Here is a 19,951-nt window from a genome sequence, read left to right on the forward strand (position 1 = left end):
GTCGGGGGCACGACACGGGGTGGATGAGGCGCCCGTGTCGGACGCGGGATCCACGTGGAGATCGGCCTCAGATACTCAGATCAGTAGCAGGTGCGAACGCGGCCGACGTACTGGCCGAAGGCGTTGTACTGGGCGACCCAGCCGCAGCGGTGATAGCCGTGGTAATAGGGATCGTTGCTGGCGGCGATCGCGGAGCCGACGACGGCGGCGGTGGCGATGCCGGCACCGACACCCCAGACCCAGCCGGGCTGCTTGGCTTCGGCCGAGGTGGTGGTGGACGCGATGCTGCCGGTGACGGCGAGGGCAGCGAGAGCTGCGGCGGCAATCTTGGTCTTGATCGACATGTGAAACTCCATCCGGGGTTGAGGCGGTCCGTTGTGGCCCGCGTGCCCAGTTGGACGGAGGCTGCTCGCGTCCGGTTCGAAGACTGCAAATGCGCTCGCGAAGAATAGATCTTTCCTGAATGAATCCAGGAAGATGCCCCCTAGCCGAGGGGACCCTTGGCAAGCCTGTTCACGTCGAAGTTATCGACCTCACCCAGCAGCTCGCAGAACGCCGTCGCGCCCTGATCGAGCAGCTGCTCGCCCTTCTCTGGCTGCGCCAGCGTCGCGTTGCCGACGGCACCGCTGGTGTTGAGATCCTGCGCCTGCCAGGCGAACGGCGCCGGCCGCTGCGTCGACAGCCAGCGATACTGCTGCTCGATCGCGATGCTGCTCGCGGGAAAATCGGCGATCGCATCCTTGCGCACCTGATCCGGATAGCGCGCCAGCATGATCGAGGTTTCGACCGCGCCGCCGTGAATGCCGTGCCGCACTTCATCGGCCGGGAACAATTTGTCGGCGCCTGAGAGCCGCGACCACGACGTCGTCACCACGAACAGCTTGTGATGCGCACGCAGATCCTGCGCGACCAGCATCATCGCCGCGCTGTTGCCGCCATGACTGGTGACGATGACGAGCTTCCTCACGCCGCGGCGTGCAACGTCCGCGCCGATCGCTGCCCATTTCCTCAGCGCGATTTCAGTCGGCAGCGTCTGCGTGCCCGGATAGTCGATATGTTCGGTGGAGATCCCGACCCGTTCGACCGGGAGGAAGCTCGCCGGAATGCTGGTGGGTAACAGCTGGCGCACACGTGCCAGATAGGCGTCCGCGATCAGCACGTCCGTCGTCAGCGGCAGATGCGGGCCGTGCTGCTCGGTTGCCGCCAGCGGCAGCACCACGATCCAGCGCGACGCCTCGCCGGGGCTCGCATCAGCCCAGTCGATGTCGATCCAGTCGCGGGAGGGCGTCATCGAGGTTTCCTTGCCCGAATTTGTCACGTAATTTGCGGTATGAGGGGATGCGGGCCCGGCCGGCTCGCATCCCCTGATGTCATGCGGTTCTATCGCGTTGCCTTCAGCCGGACCAGACGCGATTGGGCCAGCCACGATCGACGGAGTGCCATTATGACCCCCTTTCATCTGCGGCGAGCGTTAGTTGCGGGCTTGTTGGCCGCTCTCGCCTCTTTTGCGCCGGCGCGCGCCCAAACGCTCGACAAGGTCACCTTCGGCACCAACTGGGTCGCCGAGGCCGAGCATGGCGGCTTCTTCCAGGCGGTCGCCGACGGCACCTACAAGAAATACGGCCTCGACGTCACCATCGTCCCCGGCGGCCCGAACGAGAACAACCGGATGCTGCTGATCGCCGGCAAGATCGATTTCTTCATGGCCGCGAACACGCTGATGTCGTTCGACGCCGTCGCCAACAACGTTCCCGTCATCACCATCGCCGCGATTTTCCAGAAGGACCCGCAGGTGATGCTGACGCAGCCCGACGCCAAGGTCGCCAAGCTCGAGGACCTCAAGCCGCTGACGCTGTTCGTCTCCAAGGAAGGCATGACCAGCTACTTCCAGTGGCTGAAGTCCGAATATGGCTTCAGCGAGAAGAACGTCCGCCCCTATAATTTCAATCCGCAGCCCTTCATCGCCAACCCGAAGAGCGCCATGCAGGGTTACGTCACCTCCGAGCCGTTTGCGGTGGAGAAGGCCGCCGGCTTCAAGCCCAATGTGCTGCTGCTCGCCGATTACGGCTTCAACACCTATTCGACGCTGATCGAAACCCGCCGCGAAATCGTCGAGAAGAAGCCTGACCTTGTGCAGCGCTTCGTCGATGCCTCCATGATCGGCTGGTACAATTACCTCTACCGGGACAATTCCGCCGGCAACGCCCTGATCAAGCAGCTCAACCCGGAGATGACCGACGATCTCATGGCCTATTCCGTCGTCAAGATGAAGGAGCACGGCATCGTCGATTCCGGCGACAGCTTGAAGAACGGCATCGGCGCAATGAGCGACGAGCGCTACGCCTCCTTCTTCAACAAGATGGTCAAGGCTGGGGTCGTGAAGGCGGATCTCGATTACCGCAAATCCTACACGCTGCGCTTCGTCAACAAGGGCGTCGGCCTCGAGCTGCGCCCGAACAAGCCGTAATGTTGAGATCAGGCACGCCGGTCAGGCTGGCGCCCACCTCTCCCCGCTGGGGAGAGGTGACGTGCCCCGCCATGTTCAGCGCGTGATGACAGAGAGCAGAACCGCGCCCGCCGTCGAGGCCAGCCTGACGCATCTCGCCGTCAGCCTGCGTGGCGTGACGAAAACTTACGACAACGGCGTGATGGCGCTCGGCCCGTTCGACCTTGCCGTCCGCAAGGGCGAGTTCATCTCGCTGCTGGGCCCGTCCGGCTGCGGCAAATCGACGGTGTTGCGGCTGATCGCCGAGCTCGGCGCGCCGTCGTCGGGTACGGTGCGGGTGGCGCGTCATGAGGGCGAGGCGCAGCCAGGTCACGGCATCGGCTTCGTGTTTCAGGAGCCGACCCTGATGCCCTGGGCCAACGTCCGCGAGAACGTGCGCCTGCCGCTGAAGCTCGGCGGCGTGCCGAAGGCGGAGGGGCGCGCGCGTGCCGACGCGGCGCTCGCCAGCGTCGGCCTTGCCGATTTCGCCGATGCCTTTCCGCGCGAGCTCTCCGGCGGCATGAAGATGCGGGTGTCGCTGGCGCGTGCGCTTGTCACCGATCCCGATATCCTCCTGATGGACGAGCCGTTCGCCGCGCTCGACGAGATCACTCGCTTCCGCCTCAACAACGATCTGCTCACGTTGTGGCGACGCTTACGCAAGACCGTCATCTTCGTCACCCATTCGGTGTTCGAATCCGTCTATCTGTCGCAGCGCGTCGTCGTCATGACGGCGCGCCCCGGCCGCATCCAGGCCGACATCCGCATCGAGACGGTCGAGCCGCGGGGCGAGGAGTTTCGCACCTCGACGGCCTATTCCGATTATTGCCGACGCGTGTCGGCCGCGCTGGCGCCGTCCTATTCGGGTCAGTCGACGCTATGAACGCACAAGCTCCCGTGCCCGCAAAGTCGTCCGGCGCGCAACGCGCGATGCGCTTCGTGCTGCCCGTCATCGTCTTCGCAGCCGGCCTCCTCGCCTGGGAACTCGTGGTCCGCATCAGGGAGATCCCGCCTTACGTGCTGCCGGCGCCCTCCGTCATCGTGCTGACACTGATCAAGGACTGGGCGGTGCTGTCACAATCGCTGGCGGCGACGCTTGTCACCACGCTCGAAGGTTTTGTCGCCGCTAGCATCGGCGGCATCGCACTGGCGCTGCTGTTCAACGAGTCGAAATGGGTGGAACACTCGCTGTTCCCCTATGCAATCGTGCTGCAGGTGACGCCTGTCATCGCGATCGCGCCGCTCTTGCTGATCTATCTGGAGCAGCAGACCGCGGTGGTCGTCTGTGCCTTCATCGTCGCCTTCTTCCCGGTGCTGTCGAACACCACGCTCGGGCTGAACTCGGTGGACCGCAACCTCGCCGGCCTGTTCCAGCTCTATGGCGCATCGAAGCCGCAAACCCTGCGCTTCCTCAAGCTGCCGGCGGCGCTGCCCTACATCCTCGGCGGCCTGCGCATCGCCGGCGGCCTGTCGCTGATCGGCGCGGTCGTGGCCGAGATCGCGGCCGGAACGGCCGGCGCCGGCTCCGGGCTCGCCTACAGGATCGCCGAGTCAGGCTATCGCTTGAACATACCCCGCATGTTTGCCGCGCTGCTTCTGTTGTCGCTGGCCGGGATTGTCATCTATGGGGTGCTGGCGCTAATTTCCCACCTCGTTTTACGGCGCTGGCATGAGAGCGCGCTTGGAAAGGAAAACTGATGGCTGCCGGTTCGATTTCGTCCGAAAAGATCGACCTTCTGATCTATGGGCCGGTGCGGCCGATCCTCGAGAACGGGTTTTCCGATCATTTCGTCGTGCACAAGGCGGAGACGCGCGGCGATCTCGAGCGGCTGACGCCGGCGGTCCGCGACAAGATCCGCGGCGTCGCGGTGACCTACCACACCGTGCGCGCGGACAAGGACTCGCTGTCGCAGCTGCCGAAGCTGGAGATGGTGGCGAGCTTCGGCGTCGGCTACGACCACATCGACGCCAAATATGCGGCCGAGCACGGCATTATCGTCACCAACACGCCCGACGTCTTGACCGAGGAGGTCGCCGACGTCGCGATGGGCCTTCTGATCTCCACCTTGCGCGAGTTCATCAAGGCCGATCGCTATGTCCGCTCCGGGCTCTGGCAGACCCAGAACTATCCGCTCAGCGTCGGCTCGCTGCGCGACCGCAAGGTCGGCATCGTCGGCATGGGCCGGATCGGCCAGGCCATCGCGCGCCGGCTCGACGCCTCGCTGGTGCCGGTGGTCTACCACTCCCGCAATCCCTCCAAGGACGTCTCGTACAAGCACTATCCTGACCTGATCGAGATGGCGAAAGCGGTCGACACGCTTGTTGTGATCGTGCCCGGCGGTGCCAGCACCAACAAGATGATCAATGCCGAGGTGCTCAAGGCGCTCGGCCCGCGCGGCGTGCTGGTCAACGTCGCCCGCGGCTCGGTGATCGACGAGCCGGCGCTGATCCAGGCGCTGAAATCCGGCACTATTCTCGCCGCCGGGCTCGACGTGTTCGCGGCCGAGCCGAACGTGCCCGACGAGCTCAAGACCATGCAGAATGTCGTGCTGTTGCCGCATATCGGCTCGGCCTCGGTGGTGACGCGCAACGCCATGGACCAGCTCGTGGTCGACAATCTCAAGGCCTGGTTCGCCGGCAAGGCGCCGCTGACGCCGGTTGCGGAAACGCCGGTCAAGGGACGCTGATGATCGCTCGTCGTCTTCTCGCATATGTCGTTGCGGCCTGCCTGGCCGCGATCGGCGCCGTCGCGGCCTCCTTGGCTGCGATCGGCATCGCGCATGCGCAGGATGCGGCGAGCCTGAAGAAGCAGATGCCAGGACAGTGGGAGCTGTCGACCACCGAGCGCAGCAAGACCTGCGTCGTCACGCTGAAGGCTGACGCCGCAGGCCAGGGTTTCAAGCTGGAGCTGGAGCCGTCCTGCAAGACCGCGCTGCCCTTCACCAAGGACATTGTGGCCTGGAGCGTGAGGGGCCTCGACATCGTGCGCCTGCAGGATGCGACCGGCGAAGCCGTGATCGACTTCACCGAGGTCGAGGCCGGCATCTTCGAGGGCCTGCGCCAGGGCGAGGGCGTCTACATCCTGCAGGATCTCGCCGCCGCGCGCTCGATGGCGAAGTCAATGGACCAGATGATCGGCGATTGGTCGATGGTGCGCCGCAACGGCCAGCCGGTGTGCGGGCTGACGCTGACCAACACCGAGGCTGATGCGGACAATTTCCAGGTCTTCCTCAAGCCGAGATGCGACGCCACGATCGCGCAGTTCAACCCGACGCAATGGCGCCTCGAGCGCGGCCAGATCATTCTGATGTCGAAATCCGGCGAAGCCTGGCAGTTCGAGGCCGACGACAACGCGCAATGGCGCCGCGTCCCCGACACCGCCGATCCCCTGATCATGCTGCGCCAGTAGGGCGTCGGCCGAGACCGCTAAGGCCGTGCGGCGTTTGGTCGTGCCCTGACGGGACGAACTCGGATGGGCCAAAAATCGCCTTGACCCCGGAATATTGCCGGCTCGAACTTTTCTCGCATCTGGAGAGACCAAGACAGGAATCGTTCAAACTCGATCGGGCTTTGACATGAAATTCGTTGCCCTGGCCTTTTCGTGCCTTCTGCTTGTCGCGACGCCCGCCAGCGCGAATGACAGCCGCACCTTCAATGCGATGGTCGCGTTGGCCAATCGCGGAGATGCGGAGGCGCAATATCATGTCGGCATGATGCACAATAGCGGCATCGGCACACAGCAGGACCGCAGCCAGGCATTCGAGTGGTTTCAAAAATCGGCTGCGGCCAACGATCCGCTCGGAGCCTACAAGCTCGGCTGTTATTATGACGGGCAAGGCGTGGGCGTCGTCGCAACGGATCCGGATCAGGCATTGAAGTACAAGCTTGTGTCCGCCAAGGCCGGTTACGCGCGTGCCCAGCACGACGTCGCTCTCATGTATGACCGACAAGGGAATTGGGAAGAAGCGCTGAAGTGGTGGAAGATGGCCGGCGACCAGGGGCTCCCCAGCGCCCTCTTCAGCCTGTCCCGCGCATATTCCGCAGGAAAGGGCACGCCGAGGGACCTGTCCCTGTCGTATGCCTATTTCAAGCTCTCGAAGGTGGCGCCGGCCAAGAATGTCAACGAGATGGCTTCGATGTTATCGAAGCCTGAGCTCGAGAAGGCCGAGAAACTGGTTGCCGAATGGAAGCCGCAACCGACCGCTCTGACGCTGAAGGCATTCGCCGGCATCTCGGCCGCGGAAGACCATTTGAAAGCCGCCAAGAACCAGGCGTTCTGATAGTCTAGATCAACCGCAACCCCCTCAAGCTCGCATGCCCGCTCTTGCCGACGATGATATGATCGTGCACGGCAATCCCGAGCGGCTTTGCAATCTCGATGATCGCCTTGGTCATCTGGATATCGGCTTGCGACGGCGAGGGATCGCCGCTTGGATGGTTGTGCATCATTCTCGCTCAGGGGATATCGCTTTGATGTAGGGCCATTTTTGTCGCAGCAAAGAGCCATTGGGGTATGGACCTGGGATCGGTCCACGATGATCCAACGTGAACATCACCCTCACGACGGTCTGCGCATCGACCGTTTGCTTTAGAGCACGCTGGATCACGAACGAGTCTACACTACCTTCTGCGATCTCTCAAAGACAGGGGACTCACGTCGAAGCGAGTACTCAGCTCAACGTCGCCTTCTCTCTATTGAGTATTTGATCATCGCTGGAAGGCCCGTTGGGAAAATGGCCCAGTGGCGCGAGCTCATTTTCGACGTGGGCGACGATTGACGACGTACACCGCCGAGCGTGGAAAACTGTGCGCGGTTGGCGAGTATCGCGGCATGAAGGATGCGAGCCTACAGTGTGCGGGCCTGAGGGAGCTAGCTTACTCCAGTCCTTTCGACGCACTACAAATCACAAGATTTCTGCGATCCCAAGCGTCAAGCTCACTGACCGGGTATAAGACGGCTTTCCCGATCTTGATATATGCGGGCCCTGTTCGCATCGCGCGCCAATTCCGCAGCGTACCAACAGTGACCTCGTTACGATATCGTGCGGACACTTCCTCCGGGGTAAGGAATTTAGCGTCTGTCATTCGTCTTCTCCAGCACTCTGCCGCGCGAGACGTCACGGTCGAGACAGTTGCGATGGTGACACCCAGAATGCCGGAAGAAAACGATATTCACGATGACGCGCATAGCTCTTGTCGAACCGGGACGAGTTGGCGCGTCGACTTTAGTTCACAGTCGCAAGATGGCGTTACAGGGCGTAGCAAAAATACTTGCGCCTCTCGGCTGCCGGCACATGACCTAGTCTGGCTGCGGGTATGTCCCGAGACTGAAAAGCGGACTCGGCCAATGCAGCCTCGCCGCGCGGTACGCCTCGGAAAATCACATGGCGCGCTCACTTGCCTCCGCTCGAGCCAAGAGCTCGTTACCCCACGCTCAACGCGCCTTCAATGATTGTCCCGATGTAGATTCAGCTTGAGCTTGTCCTGGTATACGCCAATCCGCTTCTTTGCTCACTCGACAAGCGCGCCAGGGGCGCCTGGGCGGAGATGCTGGGCCCACCCAGTTCATCGGCTGCACGAGCTTCTGCCCTGGAATTGGACGCCATCAGCGTTCTCCGCTCGAGCGGCATGACCATGCGCCGACAAGGGCAAGACTGGGGGCATCGTCAAATCGGAAGGGACGCAGGAATTCAATTCAGAGGGTCCAGGGAGGTCGCGACCCCAGAAAGCATTGGTCTTGCGAGCGCGATCGCAAACCTGGGTGTTCCGCGACACGTCAGATTCTCGAAGCCGCTTCCTGGCCAATGCGGCCTCAATGCGCGTAAGCACGTCGGCTTTCTGTTATCTGCCTGCGGGGTGCTCATGCTGACCTCGGGTAATTCGGAGTTGATCTTACCGGGAACCCTTGCAATGGGATTCACGATTGGCTCAGAATTTGACCTCGCTCTTTTCCTTGTCGGCAGACGCTTCCCACCAGCGCACTTCAGCACGTTATTTGGCGGCATCTATCTCGCGGTGTCGATCGGTGGCGGCGGTGGGCCGATTCTGGCCGGAATGCTCTACGATCGAGCCGGCAACTACTTGCCCTGGTTTGTAGTCGCCGCAACCTGCCTGCTCGTCTCGTCCCTTCTTTGCCTGGTTGGTCGGTTCTCGGTCTTCCGCGACAGTGCGATCGCGCCGAGCGCGGCATCACGGTGACATTCATTTGGTATCGGCAATGAACCTGGATCAAAAATTTCTGCGGCAATACCGGTCGGGGGAGGGATTGCCGGCTGCTGTCAGGTCGACCTCCCTCGCCGAAGCCTTGGGAACCAAGCTTGAAGAAATCGACCTCTTAGGGCCAAGTATCGAGCTGTCCTTCCTTGTCGGTGAGCAGTTCTTGCAGGCTGAGGACGTCATTCACGGGGGCGCGGTCACGATGATGCTGGACTTCGCCATGGCGTATGCCGCGCTGCTGGCAATTCCTGACGGACTTTCCGTCGCAACGATCAACATCAACGTCTCTTATCTCAGGTCGGCCAAACCGGGGCCATACAGAGCAGTCGCCGAAGTCGAACGCTGCGGAAAGGCGGTCGTGTTCACGCGCGCGCAGCTTCTGGATCGCGAGAACAAGGCTGTTGCCACCTCGGTATCCTCGTTGGCCGTCGTGGCGCCCCGTCGCAAGTCGTTCATTGAGCCACCCGCCGGCGCCGAGATCGCGTGACAATGCGAAGCCGGCGAGAATTACGTCTTTGATTTCTGTCGCGACGCCTTGGACTTAGACTCCGTGGAAAACATGGCATCGACGCTCCCGCAAAGGAGCGTGATGAACTCTCCATCCAGCGGCTCGCCGAAAATCAAGCGCCGGTAGATCGGCGAATAAAGCATCTCGACAGCCCAGGCCGCATCAATGTCGGGCCTGAAGAGGCCCTCCCGCTGCCCCCGCTTGAAGGTCTCCTGAACGAGACGCCGACGGTTCTTTGCGAACCGTGCATTGAACTCGGCCAACAGCGCATTGTTGTCATGACCTTCGCACAGGATCTGAACGACCAGCTTCCCGGCCCGGCCGCTGAAATACTGCGCGAGGGAAGTCAGGTGCCGTTTGATGGCGGTCCGTGGATCGACGGCGGTTGGCATCGGGGTATTGCTGAAATGGGATTCCATGAACGCGTCGATGACCAGCGCGCCCTTGCTGTCCCACCACCGATAGATCGTGGCTTTTGAAACCCCGGCGTCGCGCGCCACTGTTTCGATCGCGAGATCGCTGACCGAAACCGTCTGCAGAAGGGCCATTGTGGCCGACAAAATCGACCGCCTGGAGGCGAGATCGCGCGGTCTCCCGATCGGCCTTGGATCCGAGGGGTCGGTATCTTTAGAGTTTATCGGTCCGCGTGCTGGGACGCGCTTGGGTGATGGCATGGCCAGTGTCGAGCAAACTTCAATGGATATCGAGCCAGTGCGTTTCCGTAGCACGGCGTCACGTCTTCCGACAAACGACTTCCCTCGAGAGCTGTTGAAAGCTGGTAAACGACCTCGCTTGACTCTCGACCGCAGTTAACGATACGATACGTTTCGTATAATAACTAGGAGGAAGCCATGAAGCTCGGACGAATTTCAGTCGCAACGCCGTTCGGAACGGTCACGCGCCTTGTCGCTGTGGACACAGCGAAGAGCAGGGTGGTCGACCTCGCGACGGCGGAAATCCTTCGTCGGCAGGCGAAGGGCGCGACGGAGGAGGGGGCTCAGCGGTTAGCCTCGGCGATCTTCCCCGGGAGCATGTCGGCAGCGATTGGTCTTGGAGATGTCTTCCTGGAAACCGCCCACGAGGCGCTACAGACGCGCGCTGACGATGCCTCCACTGCAATCTCGAGCGTGAACTGGCTGAGCGCGGTCGATCCTCCGGTCATCCGGGATGGCCTGACATTCGTCAAGCACATCAAGCAATTTCATGAGCGTGTCGGGGGCGAGCCTGCCGAAGCGTTGCTCGAGATTCCCGGTTACTTCAAAGGCACCCCGTTCACCGCGGTTGGTCACGATGCCGAAGTGCCCAAGCCATTCTATACCGACCACTTCGATTACGAATTGGAGCTTGGCTACATCGTCGGGCGCGTCTGCCACAACCTGACACCCGACGAGGCGCAGCGGGCGATCTTCGGCGTGACGATCTTCAACGATTTCAGCGCGCGCGACATCCAGAAGCTTGAGATGAAGATCGGCATGGGCCCCGGGAAAGGCAAGGACTTTGCCTTCGGCATCGGTCCATGGATCGTGACGATGGACGAGATCGGCCGCCTCGATGATCTGGAGATGACGGTTCGCATCAACGGCAAGGAATGCTCCCGCGGCAATAGCGCGGAGACCGTTTGGGCGCCGGGTGAATCCCTGGCTTACATGTCGATCTCGGAATACGTGCAGCCGGGCGACCTGTTTGCTTCGGGTACGGTTGGCAACGGATCCGGTCTGGAGATCGGCCGGAAGCTTGAGGCCGGTGACGTTCTGGAGCTTGAGGTCTCTCGGATTGGCACGCTCCGCACCAAGATCGGTCCTCCCGAAGAAAAGCGCTGGTGGCCCGAGAAGCGCAAGAAGTTCTGGTGATCCGCAGGGGAGCCCAAGCGGGGCCGATAGCACCTGTATCTAATCCGCTCATACTCAGTTCGAGAACCAATCATCATGGCAAAACCCGTTCGTCGCATCGTGACCGGACATCGCGCTGACGGCCGTTCAGTCATTGTCTCGGATAGCGCAGCACCCAATGTGCATGTCGTGCCGGGTACACCGGGGTTGGCGGGAACCGTTCTCTGGGTTGCCGACAGAACCCCTGCGGATATCGTGCAGCAGGTGGAAACCGCTCCAGGCAATCGCAAGCTCGCCATTGAACCTCCGGCCGGCGGGAATGTTTTGCGCATTGCCGAATTTCCGCCGGACAGCCTCTACTCTCGCGAGGAGCTTGAGAAGTTCAGGAAGGGGATCGGCAGCCCCGAAGCCTTTGACACCAAGGCGCGGCACTTCTTCTTCCACAAAACGCATACGCTCGACTACGCGATCGTGCTGGAAGGGGAAATCTGGGCGATGCTCGACGAAGGCGAGACGCTGATGCGGCCCGGCGATGTCTTAATCCAGCGTGGCACCAACCATGCTTGGTCCAATCGTACCGACCGGATCTGCAGGGTCGCCTTCGTGCTGATCGACGCCGAACATCAATAGAAGCAAAGCTGGTCAAGATCGATGTTGAATCCGACCATCATCACTTGCGCGCTGACCGGTGCCGGCGACACAGTTAGCAAGAATCCCGCAGTTCCGATCACGCCGAAGCAAATCGCTGATCAGGCAATAGACGCCGCAAAGGCAGGCGCGGCTGTCGTGCACATTCACGTTCGCGATCCGGCAACGGGTGCACCGTCGGTCGAGTTCGGGCACTATTCGGAAGTCGTCGAAAGAATTCGGGGGTCATCAACGGACGTCGTGGTGAACTTAACCAGCGGCCCGGGTTCGCTATATGCGGCGGAAGGTCTGCTGCTCCACCCGGCCCCAGGCGTGAATCCGCCGATGACTCCACAACAACGACTGGAGCACATCCTGAAGCTGAAGCCGGAAGTCTGCAGCCTGGATGTAGCTACGTTGAATTTTGGACGAATCGCGATGGTCAACCTCGTTCAAGACCTTGAGGTGATGGGGCGGGCAATAAGAGATGCAAACATCAAGCCCGAAATCGAGGTTTTTGATCTGGGTCACATTCGGTTAGCCAAACACCTACTGGAAGTCGGGGTTCTGAAATCTCCGGCGTTCTTCCAGTTTTGTCTGGGCGTTCCTTGGGGAGCGCCGGCCCAGTCGGACGTCCTTCAGGTCATGCGCGCCATGCTTCCTCCCGGAGCGCTCTGGAGCGCATTTGGAATTTCACACGATCAGTTCAAGATCGCCGCTGCGGCGTGCGAACTTGGAGGCCACGTGCGGGTGGGTCTCGAAGACAATCTCTACATCGCAAAAGGACAACTTGCGTCGAGCAACGCCCAACTCGTCGAGGAGGCAGCTCGGGTTATCACGCGCCAGGGGGCGAGACCGGCCTCCCCGGCGGAGGCACGGAAGATCCTCCTCGGTGGATAGTTGGCCTTTCGAGGCCAAGCGGAGCCACCAATTGGGTCACACCTCGGTAACGCCGGTAGCACTTCCGAACTTGCGGCGCTTTAGCGAACTCGCGTCGCCTGCTGGTCTACGAGAACTCACGTTTGCGCATTTCGCAGGGTTTCCTCACGGTAACTTTGTGAGATTACAGGTACTATCTTAACGTCGGCCGGCGAGAAAGCTATACAGGCCTCCTCAATCGCAAGACAGAGGCTGCGGCCCCTAGGAGTTCATATGCATTTAATCGTCCGGCCCGTCGCAATGATTGCGGCTTCCATTTTTATACTGTCCCTCGGCAGTAGCGCTGTGATGGCCGCCAGCGCGCAGGAAGAAGCCAACCGCGCCGCCGTGCTGGCCTTCTACGAGAAGGGCCTCAATCAGAAGGACGCCGATTCGGCCCTTGCTTATGTCGGAAATCGTTATGTCCAACACAATCCAAATGCGCCCGATGGTCCGGAGGGGTTCCGAAAATTTATCGGCTTTCTTCGCGAAAAGTTCCCGAACTCGCATAGCGAGATCAAGCGCAGCTTCGTGGATGGCGACTTTGTCATCCTGCACGTTCACTCCGTCGGCGAGCCCGGCAGCAGAGGCCGCGCGATCGTAGACATCTTTAAGCTGGAGAACGGCAAGATCGTCGAACACTGGGACGTGGTGCAGCCTATTCCCGATAATCCAGCGAACAACAACACGATGTTTTGATGCCGCAGATCGTAGTAGGGGTGAGCAAAAGGCGCGCTCTTGGCGCGCCTTGCTCCACCAGCCAGACAGGGAGCACACCGCCCGGCCGCACGGGCGCCTTCGTCGCCTTCAGCCCGTTCGCAAAGTGCGTCATTGTGGGAATGCACTTGTCGGCGCCCAATAGACAAGTCGCAGGTTCCGCTCATTAGAAATGTCAGTGGGAGAGGACAGCCGGCTCGCCTGGTCGCCCTTTGTTTGACCCGCCGGAGGCGCGGTCGATGGTCGGGATGTCCTTCGTCCCGACGCCTCCCGGCCCGCCGCCGCGCGCAGGAGCGGAAGGATCGAAGACCGCCGGAGGCGGTGGCTCAAAGGGCCGTCCTTGACGGCTCCGAGCACGGTGGCTCTCTTTCTCAGTTATCCACCAATTCGATGCTGGCGCGCGGCACCGCTACTTGGGCTTTCCAGCGCAGAAGACCTGAAAGGATTGAGTATCGCCTCCATTTCCCTGGATCCTCAGCCGAACGGCAAAACTGTTGCGCAGATGTTCGAAGAGACCAATGAGGTTGTGATGAGGTCAGGTCACGTCGCGATCGAATGGTGGCTTCGGCGCAAAGATCAGACCTCCATTCCAGTCAGGATAAGTCTTGTCGTCTCGAGGTTCGAAGGCCGTCCGATCGTCGTGTGTGTTTGGCAGGACATAACCGACCTGGTTCGCATGCGGGAAGAGAGACTGAGTCTTGCGAAGAGGTTTGACAGTGATGTGTCGTGGGTCGTGGACGTTGTGGCGAGCTCGATGCAGGACATGAAAGCGGTCGCATCGGAAATTACTGCTTCGACGGGAGATGTCTGTCTTCGCACTGAAGCGATGACGAAATGGTGAAAAAGACCGAGGAAAACTCGACGGCCGTGTCCTCGGCTGCTCAGGAATTATCGGCGTCGATTTCTGAGATCAGCCGACAAGTGTTGACCGCAGCGAATATTTCGCAAAGCGCGCGCGGCAAGACCGCACACGCTGAAGCAACATTAAGTGAGCTCGTTGCTTCGGTGACAAAGATCAGCAGCGTCGTCCAGATGATCGAGGGTATAGCCTCGCAAACCAATTTGCTGGCGCTCAACGCAACCATCGAGGCAGCACGGGCTGGCGAAGCGGGGCGAGGCTTTGCAGTGGTGGCGGGAGAAGTGAAAAATCTTGCTGCGCAGGCAGCCAAGGCGACGAGCGAGGTTGATACTCAGATTCTCGCCATCCAACAAAGGACGGAGCTGGCGACTGCAGCGATGGGTGACATCGCCGACATCATCGACAAAGTGCAAGAGATATCGAGCAGCATCTCGGCAGCGATAGAAGAGCAATCGATTGTGACGAACGACATCTCAAGAAGCATCACCAGCATCAGTGTTGATATGCGCGAAGCTTCCAGGGATATTGACCGGTTGAATGCCGCCTCGCGCGCCTCTGGATCATCGGCAGACCAAGCCGTTGGGAAGGTAAGGCATTTGAGCAAAAATATCGCTTCGTTACAGGGGCAGGTCGGTGACTTCTTGACTAACATAAGGGCGTAGTACTGCGCGGTCGGTATAAGCGCAGGTCGGGAAACTAATGCGCCATGAATGTCTGCACTCAAAGTTGCTCGGGCCGCGCGCGTGGACCGATGACCTCGGAGCTCAACATGCGGCGCTTCGTAGGCGGGGTCAGTAGCTGGTTCGAAAGGTAGGACCGACCAATGCTGTTACGAAGATCTATTGCCGCGTAAGCGCGTATCCATTGGGCAGTGCAGAGGTTGATGCTCTAGCGATGCTGCGGATTTGCGGTTCAAGTGTCAGTGTTGTATCTGAAATTTGCGATGCTTTAAGATCTGCCAGGAATCGTGACGCATGTTTGCCGAAATCTGCATGAAACCTGCATAGTCCCGAGCAAAAAATCCGCTAAGCGCCGAAGGAAAGAGGGAGATGCCCTGGTGCGCTTTCACCGTCAGAAGAGTTTGCTGGGGAGTGCCGCAATCCGCCGACCACGGTTAATCAAAACTCCGGCAAACTCGCAACCCGAAATAGTCAGAACCATCTGGAGTCCATTTCTCTGACGTTCGCCGATGTTTCGTTCAGGGCCGCTCGCCAACATCACCGGCGACACCGGCACGCTCAATCGCCAGGCCAAGGCGGCCGCGCGCTCGGCCTTCGAATCCGCCAAGCAGCGGTTCTTCGGCCATCTGCTCACCAGCATGAAGACGCCAACCCTGATCCGCTCCGTCGAGCGCGATCTGGCCGAGGGCCATGCCGCGGTGATCCAGATCGTGTCGACCGGCGAAGCGCTGATGGAGCGCCGCCTCGCCGAGATTCCACCTGAGGAATGGAACGACGTGCGCGTGGACATCACGCCGCGCGAGTATGTTCTGGATTACCTCGCCCATTCCTTCCCGGTGCAGCTCTATGAGCCCTTCACTGACAGCGACGGCAATCTCTCCTCCCGGCCCGTCTTCCGCGATGGCCAGCCGGTCGAGAGCCGCGAGGCGGTCGCCCGCCGCAATGAGTTGATCGAGCGGCTCGCATCGCTTCCGCCCGTTCCCGGCGCGCTCGACCAGATCGTGCAGCGTTTCGGCACGGATCTTGTTGCGGAAGTGACCGGACGTTCGCGGCGCGTGGTGCGCAGGGGTGACCGCCTTGCCGTCGAGAACCGTGCCGCCTCCGCCAATCTCGCAGAGACCGCCGCCTTCATGGACGACTTGAAGCGCGTGCTTGTCTTCTCGGAGGCTGGCGGTACGGGTCGCAGCTACCACGCCGAACTCTCGGCGCGGAATCGCCGGCTTCGCGTCCATTATTTGCTCGAACCGGGCTGGAAGGCCGATGCCGCCATCCAGGGTCTCGGTCGAACGAACCGCACCAATCAGGCGCAGCCACCGCTGTTCCGCCCCATTGCCACCGACGTGAAGGCGGAGAAGCGCTTCCTCTCAACCATTGCCCGCCGGCTCGACACGCTGGGCGCGATCACGCGCGGCCAGCGCCAGACCGGCGGCCAGGGCCTGTTCCGGCCGGAGGACAATCTTGAGAGCCACTACGCTCGCGATGCGCTGCGCCAACTCTATCTGCTGCTTGTGCGAGGCAAGGTCGAAGGCTGCTCGCTCCAGATCTTCGAAGACGCCACGGGCTTGAAGCTCATGGACGCGAATGGCAAAAGGACGAACTCCCGCCCATCACGACGTTCCTGAACCGGCTGCTCGCGCTCACCATCGACCTGCAAGGTGTGCTGTTCACGGCCTTCGAGCAATTGCTGAACGCCAAGGTCGAGGGCGCTATTGCCAGCGGCGTCTACGACGTCGGCCTGGAGACCCTGCAGGCCGAGAGCTTCATCGTCACCGATCGGCGCCCGATCTACACGCACCCCGCGACCGGCGCGGAAACCCGGCTGCTCACGATCACCGAACGCCGGCGCAATCACCCCATGACGCTGCATCAAGCGCTCGATTATCTCGCCGATGCTCGGGCGGTGCTGCTCCTCAACGAGCGCTCGGGGCGTGCCGCGCTGCAGATTCCGGCGCCAAGCCTCATGCTCGATGACGGCGAGATCGAACGCCGCGTGCGGCTGATTCGCCCGATGGAGCACCATCGCGCTTCGATGAAGATGATGGACGAAAGCCACTGGCAACCTGCGGATCGCGAGACATTCGCCGTGGCATGGAACGGCGAAGTCGTCGACGTCCCCGAGTTCGCCGAGAGTACTCTCCACATCGTTGCCGGCTTGCTGTTGCCGATTTGGAAGCGACTTCCGAACGAGTCGACCCGCGTCTATCGTCTCCAGACCGACGAAGGCGAGCGCATCATCGGTCGCAGAGTCTCGCCAGCCTGGGCGGCGAACGCTTGCGCGACGGGCACCAGCAGCCTGACCCCGGACGAAGCTTTCTCGGCGCTGATGGAGGGGCGCACCGTCCTCGACCTCGCCGAGGACCTGCAGCTTCGTCGTGTCCGCGTGATGGGCGCCCATTGCATCGAGCTGTCCGGCTTCACCGATGCGATGCGTGACCGGCTGCGCGCCTACGGCCTCTTCAGCGAGATCATCTCGTGGAAGCTGCGCATGTTCGTGCCATCAGATGCGACGGGTGCCGCGGTGTTGGCAAAGGTGCTCGACCACTATCCGGTCGCGCGCGTCAGTGAGCGGGAGGCCGCCTGATGGCCCGCGACAACGTCTCCGAACTGGCCCGCCGTCTCGCGCGTGACGCCGAGGCGGTGTGCCGCCATTACCTGTCCAACGGGCGGCGCCAGGGCCGCTACTGGATAGTCGGCGACGTTCGCAATACGCCCGGCCGGTCGATGTTCGTCCGGCTCAGCGGACCGGAATCCGGTGCTGGCGCCGCCGGGCATTGGCGAGATGCCGCCTCGGCCGAACATGGCGATCTCCTCGACGTGATCCGCGAGAGCTGCGGTTTCACTACTTTTCGCGATGTCGCCAATGAGGCCCGACGCTTTCTGAATCTGCCGCGTCCAGAACTGGAGGTAGAGCTAAATCGGCCCCCGTCACGAAAATCGCCCGCGCCCCTCGGATCGCCCGAGGCAGCGCGGCGACTCGTCGGCATGTCGCAGTCGATCGTGGGTACACTCGTGGAAGCGTATCTCCGCAATCGCGGCATTACGGCTTTGCACGAAACTGGAAGCCTGCGCTTTCACCCACGTTGCTACTACCGGCCCGACGACCACAGCCCGACCGAGACCTGGCCGGCGATGATCGCCGCCGTCACCGATCTGAACGGCCACCTGACCGGCGCGCATCGCACCTGGCTTGACCCCGGCGGCTTCAGCGAGACGATGCTCGGTAAGGCGCTGATCGACACGCCGAAGCGGGCGATGGGCGACTTGCTTGGTCACGCCGTTCGATTTGGCGTAGCTGGTGAAGTCATGGCAGCCGGCGAGGGTATCGAGACGATGCTCTCGCTCCGCAGCGTTCTGCCGACCATGCCGATGGTCGCAGCCCTCTCGGCGGCGCATCTCTCCGCCATCCTTCTCCCGGACACGCTCCGCCGGCTCTACATCGCCCGGGACGATGATCCTGCCGGTGACGGCGCCATGGCGACCTTGATCGATCGGGCGCAGGAGGCCGGGATCGAGGCAATCGTGATCTCGCCGCGGCTTGGCGACTTCAACGAGGATCTTCGCCTGCTCGGATTTGACGCCCTTCGGGCCGCGAGCCGCGTGCAGATCGCGGCGCAGGATGTCGCGCGCTTTATGGAGTTGGCGGCATAGCCGGAACGGGATGAGGGGCGAGGCGACCGCTTCGTCTTCGAGGCCGGTGGTCATTGCGGCTTCCCCTCTGCGCCGGAGAGGGCCGCACCCACGGCCTTCTGAGAGGGCGATCGGGCGGCAAGCGGCCCGGACCGGCAACCTCGTGGGCCGACTATTTTCCGTCGGCGGCAGAGCCGCCTTTACATCGCGAGGCAAAATAGTCGGCCCCCTTCGGCCCTCCGCCAAGGCTCCGGCCCTCCGCTCGCGCTGCGGGTGCAAGTCCGTTCCGCCTGCCGCTTTCGTCGCCATGAAGGCCGCGATGGGCGCGGTCGATCCGACGAGGGAAAGCCGCAATGACCACTGACGACAATTTCGAGCCGCAGCACAACTCATCCCCGACCGACCAGGTCCTCCAGGAACTTCAGCTCTATGGCTACCGTCCCTTCCACGATGAGCCCGATCCCCGGCGGCTCCCTGAAGCGCAAGTCCTCGCCGGTAGCATCCTCGACATCTTCGATGCCCTGGTGGTGGCGCTGTCCGATACCCGTCTCGAGCCCGACCTCGAAGACCTGCTCTGGTCGACAGTGAACGTCTTCCATCGTGCCATCGACAGGATCGAGCGCGAGCTTGACGATAACGAGCTGGCGCAGCAGCGGTCGCAGCGGGAGCAGGACGGCAGCGAGGTGAAATCCGTCGAATTGGAGCGACTGACGGCGGAAGGGCAGACGCTGATCGAGCGACGAGGCGCCTTCGAGCTGATGCGCGACCAGGCCGCCGACGAGTTCGAACGCCACACCCATTCCGCTTGGCGACCGCGCAACGGGTCAAAGGTCAACCACCGCAATCTGACCTCCGCGATGATCGACAGCCGCGATTTCCTCGCCGCGAAGAAGCGCGCCGACAATCAGGTGCTCCTGCCACCCGGCCCGAAAGTCGCGCTGACTGGTGGTCTCGACTTCAACGATCATCGTTTGATCTGGGCCAAGCTTGACCAGGTGCACGCCAAGCATGCCGACATGGTGCTGCTGCACGGCGGATCGCCCAAGGGGGCTGAGCTGATCGCTGCCAAATGGGCCGACAACCGCAAGGTCCCGCAGATCGCTTTCAAGCCCGACTGGACGAAGCATGCCAAGGCGGCTCCGTTCAAACGCAACGATGCTATGCTGAAGACGCTGCCGATCGGCGTGATGCACTTCCCCGGCACCGGGATCCAGGACAATCTCGCCGACAAGGCCAAGAAACTAGGTATCCCGGTCTGGAAATTCGGCGGCGCGTGAGCGCTGCCGCAAAATCCGTCCGGCTCGCTCAATGCCGCTGATTGTGAAACCGGCCGCGGCCCCGACGCGCTGGCCGCAGCCTGGCACCAGGTCCGCTCAGATCTTCGTTCAGATCACAATTTTGATTAAGGCTCCCACTCTCGTCCCCGCGCGCGGCATTGATCACCTCTCTGACGTCAAGGGCGGTGTTGGCGGTTGTCCATCCTTG

Annotated in this window: 20 protein-coding genes and 2 pseudogenes; 17 read left to right on the top strand and 5 right to left on the bottom strand. The window is 61.7% G+C overall.

The annotated features are described in order from the left end of the window. Nucleotides 1–80: 80 nt before the first annotated feature. Nucleotides 81–344, bottom strand: coding sequence for a hypothetical protein (locus I6F17_RS33885; protein WP_036045494.1), 264 nt, complete (start codon nt 342–344; stop codon nt 81–83). A gap of 140 nt (nt 345–484) precedes the next feature. Beyond that, the gene (locus tag I6F17_RS33890) at nt 485–1,291 is read right to left on the bottom strand and encodes a creatininase family protein (protein ID WP_225130299.1); all 807 of its coding nucleotides are present in this window, start codon (nt 1,289–1,291) and stop codon (nt 485–487) included. 153 nt (nt 1,292–1,444) lie between these two features. Between I6F17_RS33890 and I6F17_RS33895 the strand changes: the two genes are divergently transcribed. The 6 genes from I6F17_RS33895 (at nt 1,445) to I6F17_RS33920 (ending at nt 6,765) form a co-directional block, all read left to right on the top strand. Continuing rightward, a complete protein-coding gene (locus tag I6F17_RS33895) occupies nt 1,445–2,467 on the top strand; it encodes an ABC transporter substrate-binding protein (protein WP_225130300.1) in 1,023 nt (340 codons plus the stop codon). 85 nt (nt 2,468–2,552) lie between these two features. Further along, nucleotides 2,553–3,368 carry an ABC transporter ATP-binding protein gene (locus I6F17_RS33900; RefSeq protein WP_225130350.1) on the top strand — a complete coding sequence of 272 codons (816 nt, stop codon included), beginning with the start codon at nt 2,553–2,555 and terminating at the stop codon, nt 3,366–3,368. Further along, nucleotides 3,365–4,183, top strand: coding sequence for an ABC transporter permease (locus I6F17_RS33905; RefSeq protein ID WP_225130302.1), 819 nt, complete (start codon nt 3,365–3,367; stop codon nt 4,181–4,183). Before I6F17_RS33900 ends, I6F17_RS33905 begins: the two co-directional genes overlap by 4 nt. Then, complete coding sequence (locus I6F17_RS33910) at nt 4,183–5,172, top strand: 2-hydroxyacid dehydrogenase (protein WP_036045480.1); 990 nt, start codon at nt 4,183–4,185, stop codon at nt 5,170–5,172. The genes I6F17_RS33905 and I6F17_RS33910 overlap by 1 nt, the downstream gene beginning before the upstream one ends. Beyond that, a complete protein-coding gene (locus tag I6F17_RS33915; protein WP_036014220.1) occupies nt 5,172–5,894 on the top strand; it encodes an AprI/Inh family metalloprotease inhibitor in 723 nt (240 codons plus the stop codon). The genes I6F17_RS33910 and I6F17_RS33915 overlap by 1 nt, the downstream gene beginning before the upstream one ends. A gap of 94 nt (nt 5,895–5,988) precedes the next feature. Beyond that, nucleotides 5,989–6,765 carry a tetratricopeptide repeat protein gene (locus tag I6F17_RS33920; protein WP_225130305.1) on the top strand — a complete coding sequence of 259 codons (777 nt, stop codon included), beginning with the start codon at nt 5,989–5,991 and terminating at the stop codon, nt 6,763–6,765. Nucleotides 6,766–6,769: 4 nt separating this feature from the next. Here the strand turns inward: I6F17_RS33920 and I6F17_RS33925 are convergent. Further along, nucleotides 6,770–6,934, bottom strand: a pseudogene (locus I6F17_RS33925) (JAB domain-containing protein); the annotation flags it as partial. Between the two features lie 426 nt (nt 6,935–7,360). Beyond that, a complete protein-coding gene (locus I6F17_RS33930; protein ID WP_109141688.1) occupies nt 7,361–7,570 on the bottom strand; it encodes a helix-turn-helix domain-containing protein in 210 nt (69 codons plus the stop codon). Nucleotides 7,571–8,395: 825 nt separating this feature from the next. Between I6F17_RS33930 and I6F17_RS33935 the strand changes: the two genes are divergently transcribed. Further along, nucleotides 8,396–8,683 (top strand): hypothetical protein, encoded by a 288-nt coding sequence (locus I6F17_RS33935; RefSeq protein ID WP_225130307.1) that lies wholly within the window; start codon nt 8,396–8,398, stop codon nt 8,681–8,683. 19 nt (nt 8,684–8,702) lie between these two features. Next, entirely contained in the window at nt 8,703–9,188 is a 486-nt protein-coding gene (locus I6F17_RS33940) for a PaaI family thioesterase (RefSeq protein WP_109141687.1), read from the top strand. A 20-nt stretch (nt 9,189–9,208) separates the two neighbouring features. Here I6F17_RS33940 and I6F17_RS33945 read toward each other — a convergent pair whose 3' ends face one another. Next, nucleotides 9,209–9,883, bottom strand: a complete 675-nt coding sequence (locus I6F17_RS33945; RefSeq protein ID WP_225130309.1) for a TetR/AcrR family transcriptional regulator — start codon at nt 9,881–9,883, stop codon at nt 9,209–9,211. Between the two features lie 177 nt (nt 9,884–10,060). On the opposite strand from I6F17_RS33945, the gene I6F17_RS33950 reads away from it, so the two are divergent. The 9 genes and pseudogenes from I6F17_RS33950 (at nt 10,061) to I6F17_RS33990 (ending at nt 19,743) form a co-directional block, all read left to right on the top strand. Continuing rightward, nucleotides 10,061–11,059 carry a fumarylacetoacetate hydrolase family protein gene (locus I6F17_RS33950; protein WP_109141685.1) on the top strand — a complete coding sequence of 333 codons (999 nt, stop codon included), beginning with the start codon at nt 10,061–10,063 and terminating at the stop codon, nt 11,057–11,059. A 75-nt stretch (nt 11,060–11,134) separates the two neighbouring features. After that, nucleotides 11,135–11,668, top strand: a complete 534-nt coding sequence (locus I6F17_RS33955) for a cupin domain-containing protein (protein ID WP_109141684.1) — start codon at nt 11,135–11,137, stop codon at nt 11,666–11,668. A gap of 21 nt (nt 11,669–11,689) precedes the next feature. Continuing rightward, entirely contained in the window at nt 11,690–12,565 is an 876-nt protein-coding gene (locus I6F17_RS33960) for a 3-keto-5-aminohexanoate cleavage protein (protein WP_109141683.1), read from the top strand. A 252-nt stretch (nt 12,566–12,817) separates the two neighbouring features. Then, complete coding sequence (locus tag I6F17_RS33965) at nt 12,818–13,282, top strand: nuclear transport factor 2 family protein (RefSeq protein ID WP_109141682.1); 465 nt, start codon at nt 12,818–12,820, stop codon at nt 13,280–13,282. Nucleotides 13,283–13,658: 376 nt separating this feature from the next. Further along, on the top strand, nt 13,659–14,141 hold the full coding sequence (locus I6F17_RS33970) for a PAS domain-containing protein (RefSeq protein WP_146207649.1): 483 nt from the start codon (nt 13,659–13,661) through the stop codon (nt 14,139–14,141). Further along, entirely contained in the window at nt 14,135–14,821 is a 687-nt protein-coding gene (locus I6F17_RS33975; protein WP_109141680.1) for a methyl-accepting chemotaxis protein, read from the top strand. The genes I6F17_RS33970 and I6F17_RS33975 overlap by 7 nt, the downstream gene beginning before the upstream one ends. Before the next feature lie 548 nt (nt 14,822–15,369). Further along, a pseudogene (locus I6F17_RS33980) lies at nt 15,370–17,420 on the top strand (strawberry notch C-terminal domain-containing protein); the annotation flags it as partial. Next, entirely contained in the window at nt 17,420–18,487 is a 1,068-nt protein-coding gene (locus tag I6F17_RS33985) for a toprim domain-containing protein (RefSeq protein ID WP_109141679.1), read from the top strand. The pseudogene I6F17_RS33980 and the gene I6F17_RS33985, both read left to right, overlap by 1 nt. A gap of 332 nt (nt 18,488–18,819) precedes the next feature. Next, nucleotides 18,820–19,743: a DUF2493 domain-containing protein gene (locus I6F17_RS33990; protein WP_109141678.1), complete on the top strand. Its 924-nt coding sequence runs from the start codon at nt 18,820–18,822 to the stop codon at nt 19,741–19,743. Nucleotides 19,744–19,951: the final 208 nt, after the last annotated feature.

This window comes from Bradyrhizobium sp. NBAIM18, assembly GCF_020193825.1.
GTDB lineage: Bacteria > Pseudomonadota > Alphaproteobacteria > Rhizobiales > Xanthobacteraceae > Bradyrhizobium > Bradyrhizobium yuanmingense.

Coding starts and splice junctions, on each gene's coding strand:
- I6F17_RS33940 (WP_109141687.1), top strand. CDS start 8,703: ATGAACCTGGATCAAAAATTTCTGCGGCAATACCGGTCGGGGGAGGGA.
- I6F17_RS33915 (WP_036014220.1), top strand. CDS start 5,172: ATGATCGCTCGTCGTCTTCTCGCATATGTCGTTGCGGCCTGCCTGGCC.
- I6F17_RS33895 (WP_225130300.1), top strand. CDS start 1,445: ATGACCCCCTTTCATCTGCGGCGAGCGTTAGTTGCGGGCTTGTTGGCC.
- I6F17_RS33910 (WP_036045480.1), top strand. CDS start 4,183: ATGGCTGCCGGTTCGATTTCGTCCGAAAAGATCGACCTTCTGATCTAT.
- I6F17_RS33905 (WP_225130302.1), top strand. CDS start 3,365: ATGAACGCACAAGCTCCCGTGCCCGCAAAGTCGTCCGGCGCGCAACGC.
- I6F17_RS33975 (WP_109141680.1), top strand. CDS start 14,135: ATGGTGAAAAAGACCGAGGAAAACTCGACGGCCGTGTCCTCGGCTGCT.
- I6F17_RS33960 (WP_109141683.1), top strand. CDS start 11,690: ATGTTGAATCCGACCATCATCACTTGCGCGCTGACCGGTGCCGGCGAC.
- I6F17_RS33965 (WP_109141682.1), top strand. CDS start 12,818: ATGCATTTAATCGTCCGGCCCGTCGCAATGATTGCGGCTTCCATTTTT.
- I6F17_RS33955 (WP_109141684.1), top strand. CDS start 11,135: ATGGCAAAACCCGTTCGTCGCATCGTGACCGGACATCGCGCTGACGGC.
- I6F17_RS33990 (WP_109141678.1), top strand. CDS start 18,820: ATGACCACTGACGACAATTTCGAGCCGCAGCACAACTCATCCCCGACC.
- I6F17_RS33930 (WP_109141688.1), bottom strand. CDS start 7,570: ATGACAGACGCTAAATTCCTTACCCCGGAGGAAGTGTCCGCACGATAT.
- I6F17_RS33900 (WP_225130350.1), top strand. CDS start 2,553: ATGACAGAGAGCAGAACCGCGCCCGCCGTCGAGGCCAGCCTGACGCAT.
- I6F17_RS33890 (WP_225130299.1), bottom strand. CDS start 1,291: ATGACGCCCTCCCGCGACTGGATCGACATCGACTGGGCTGATGCGAGC.
- I6F17_RS33935 (WP_225130307.1), top strand. CDS start 8,396: ATGGGATTCACGATTGGCTCAGAATTTGACCTCGCTCTTTTCCTTGTC.
- I6F17_RS33950 (WP_109141685.1), top strand. CDS start 10,061: ATGAAGCTCGGACGAATTTCAGTCGCAACGCCGTTCGGAACGGTCACG.
- I6F17_RS33985 (WP_109141679.1), top strand. CDS start 17,420: ATGGCCCGCGACAACGTCTCCGAACTGGCCCGCCGTCTCGCGCGTGAC.
- I6F17_RS33885 (WP_036045494.1), bottom strand. CDS start 344: ATGTCGATCAAGACCAAGATTGCCGCCGCAGCTCTCGCTGCCCTCGCC.
- I6F17_RS33945 (WP_225130309.1), bottom strand. CDS start 9,883: ATGCCATCACCCAAGCGCGTCCCAGCACGCGGACCGATAAACTCTAAA.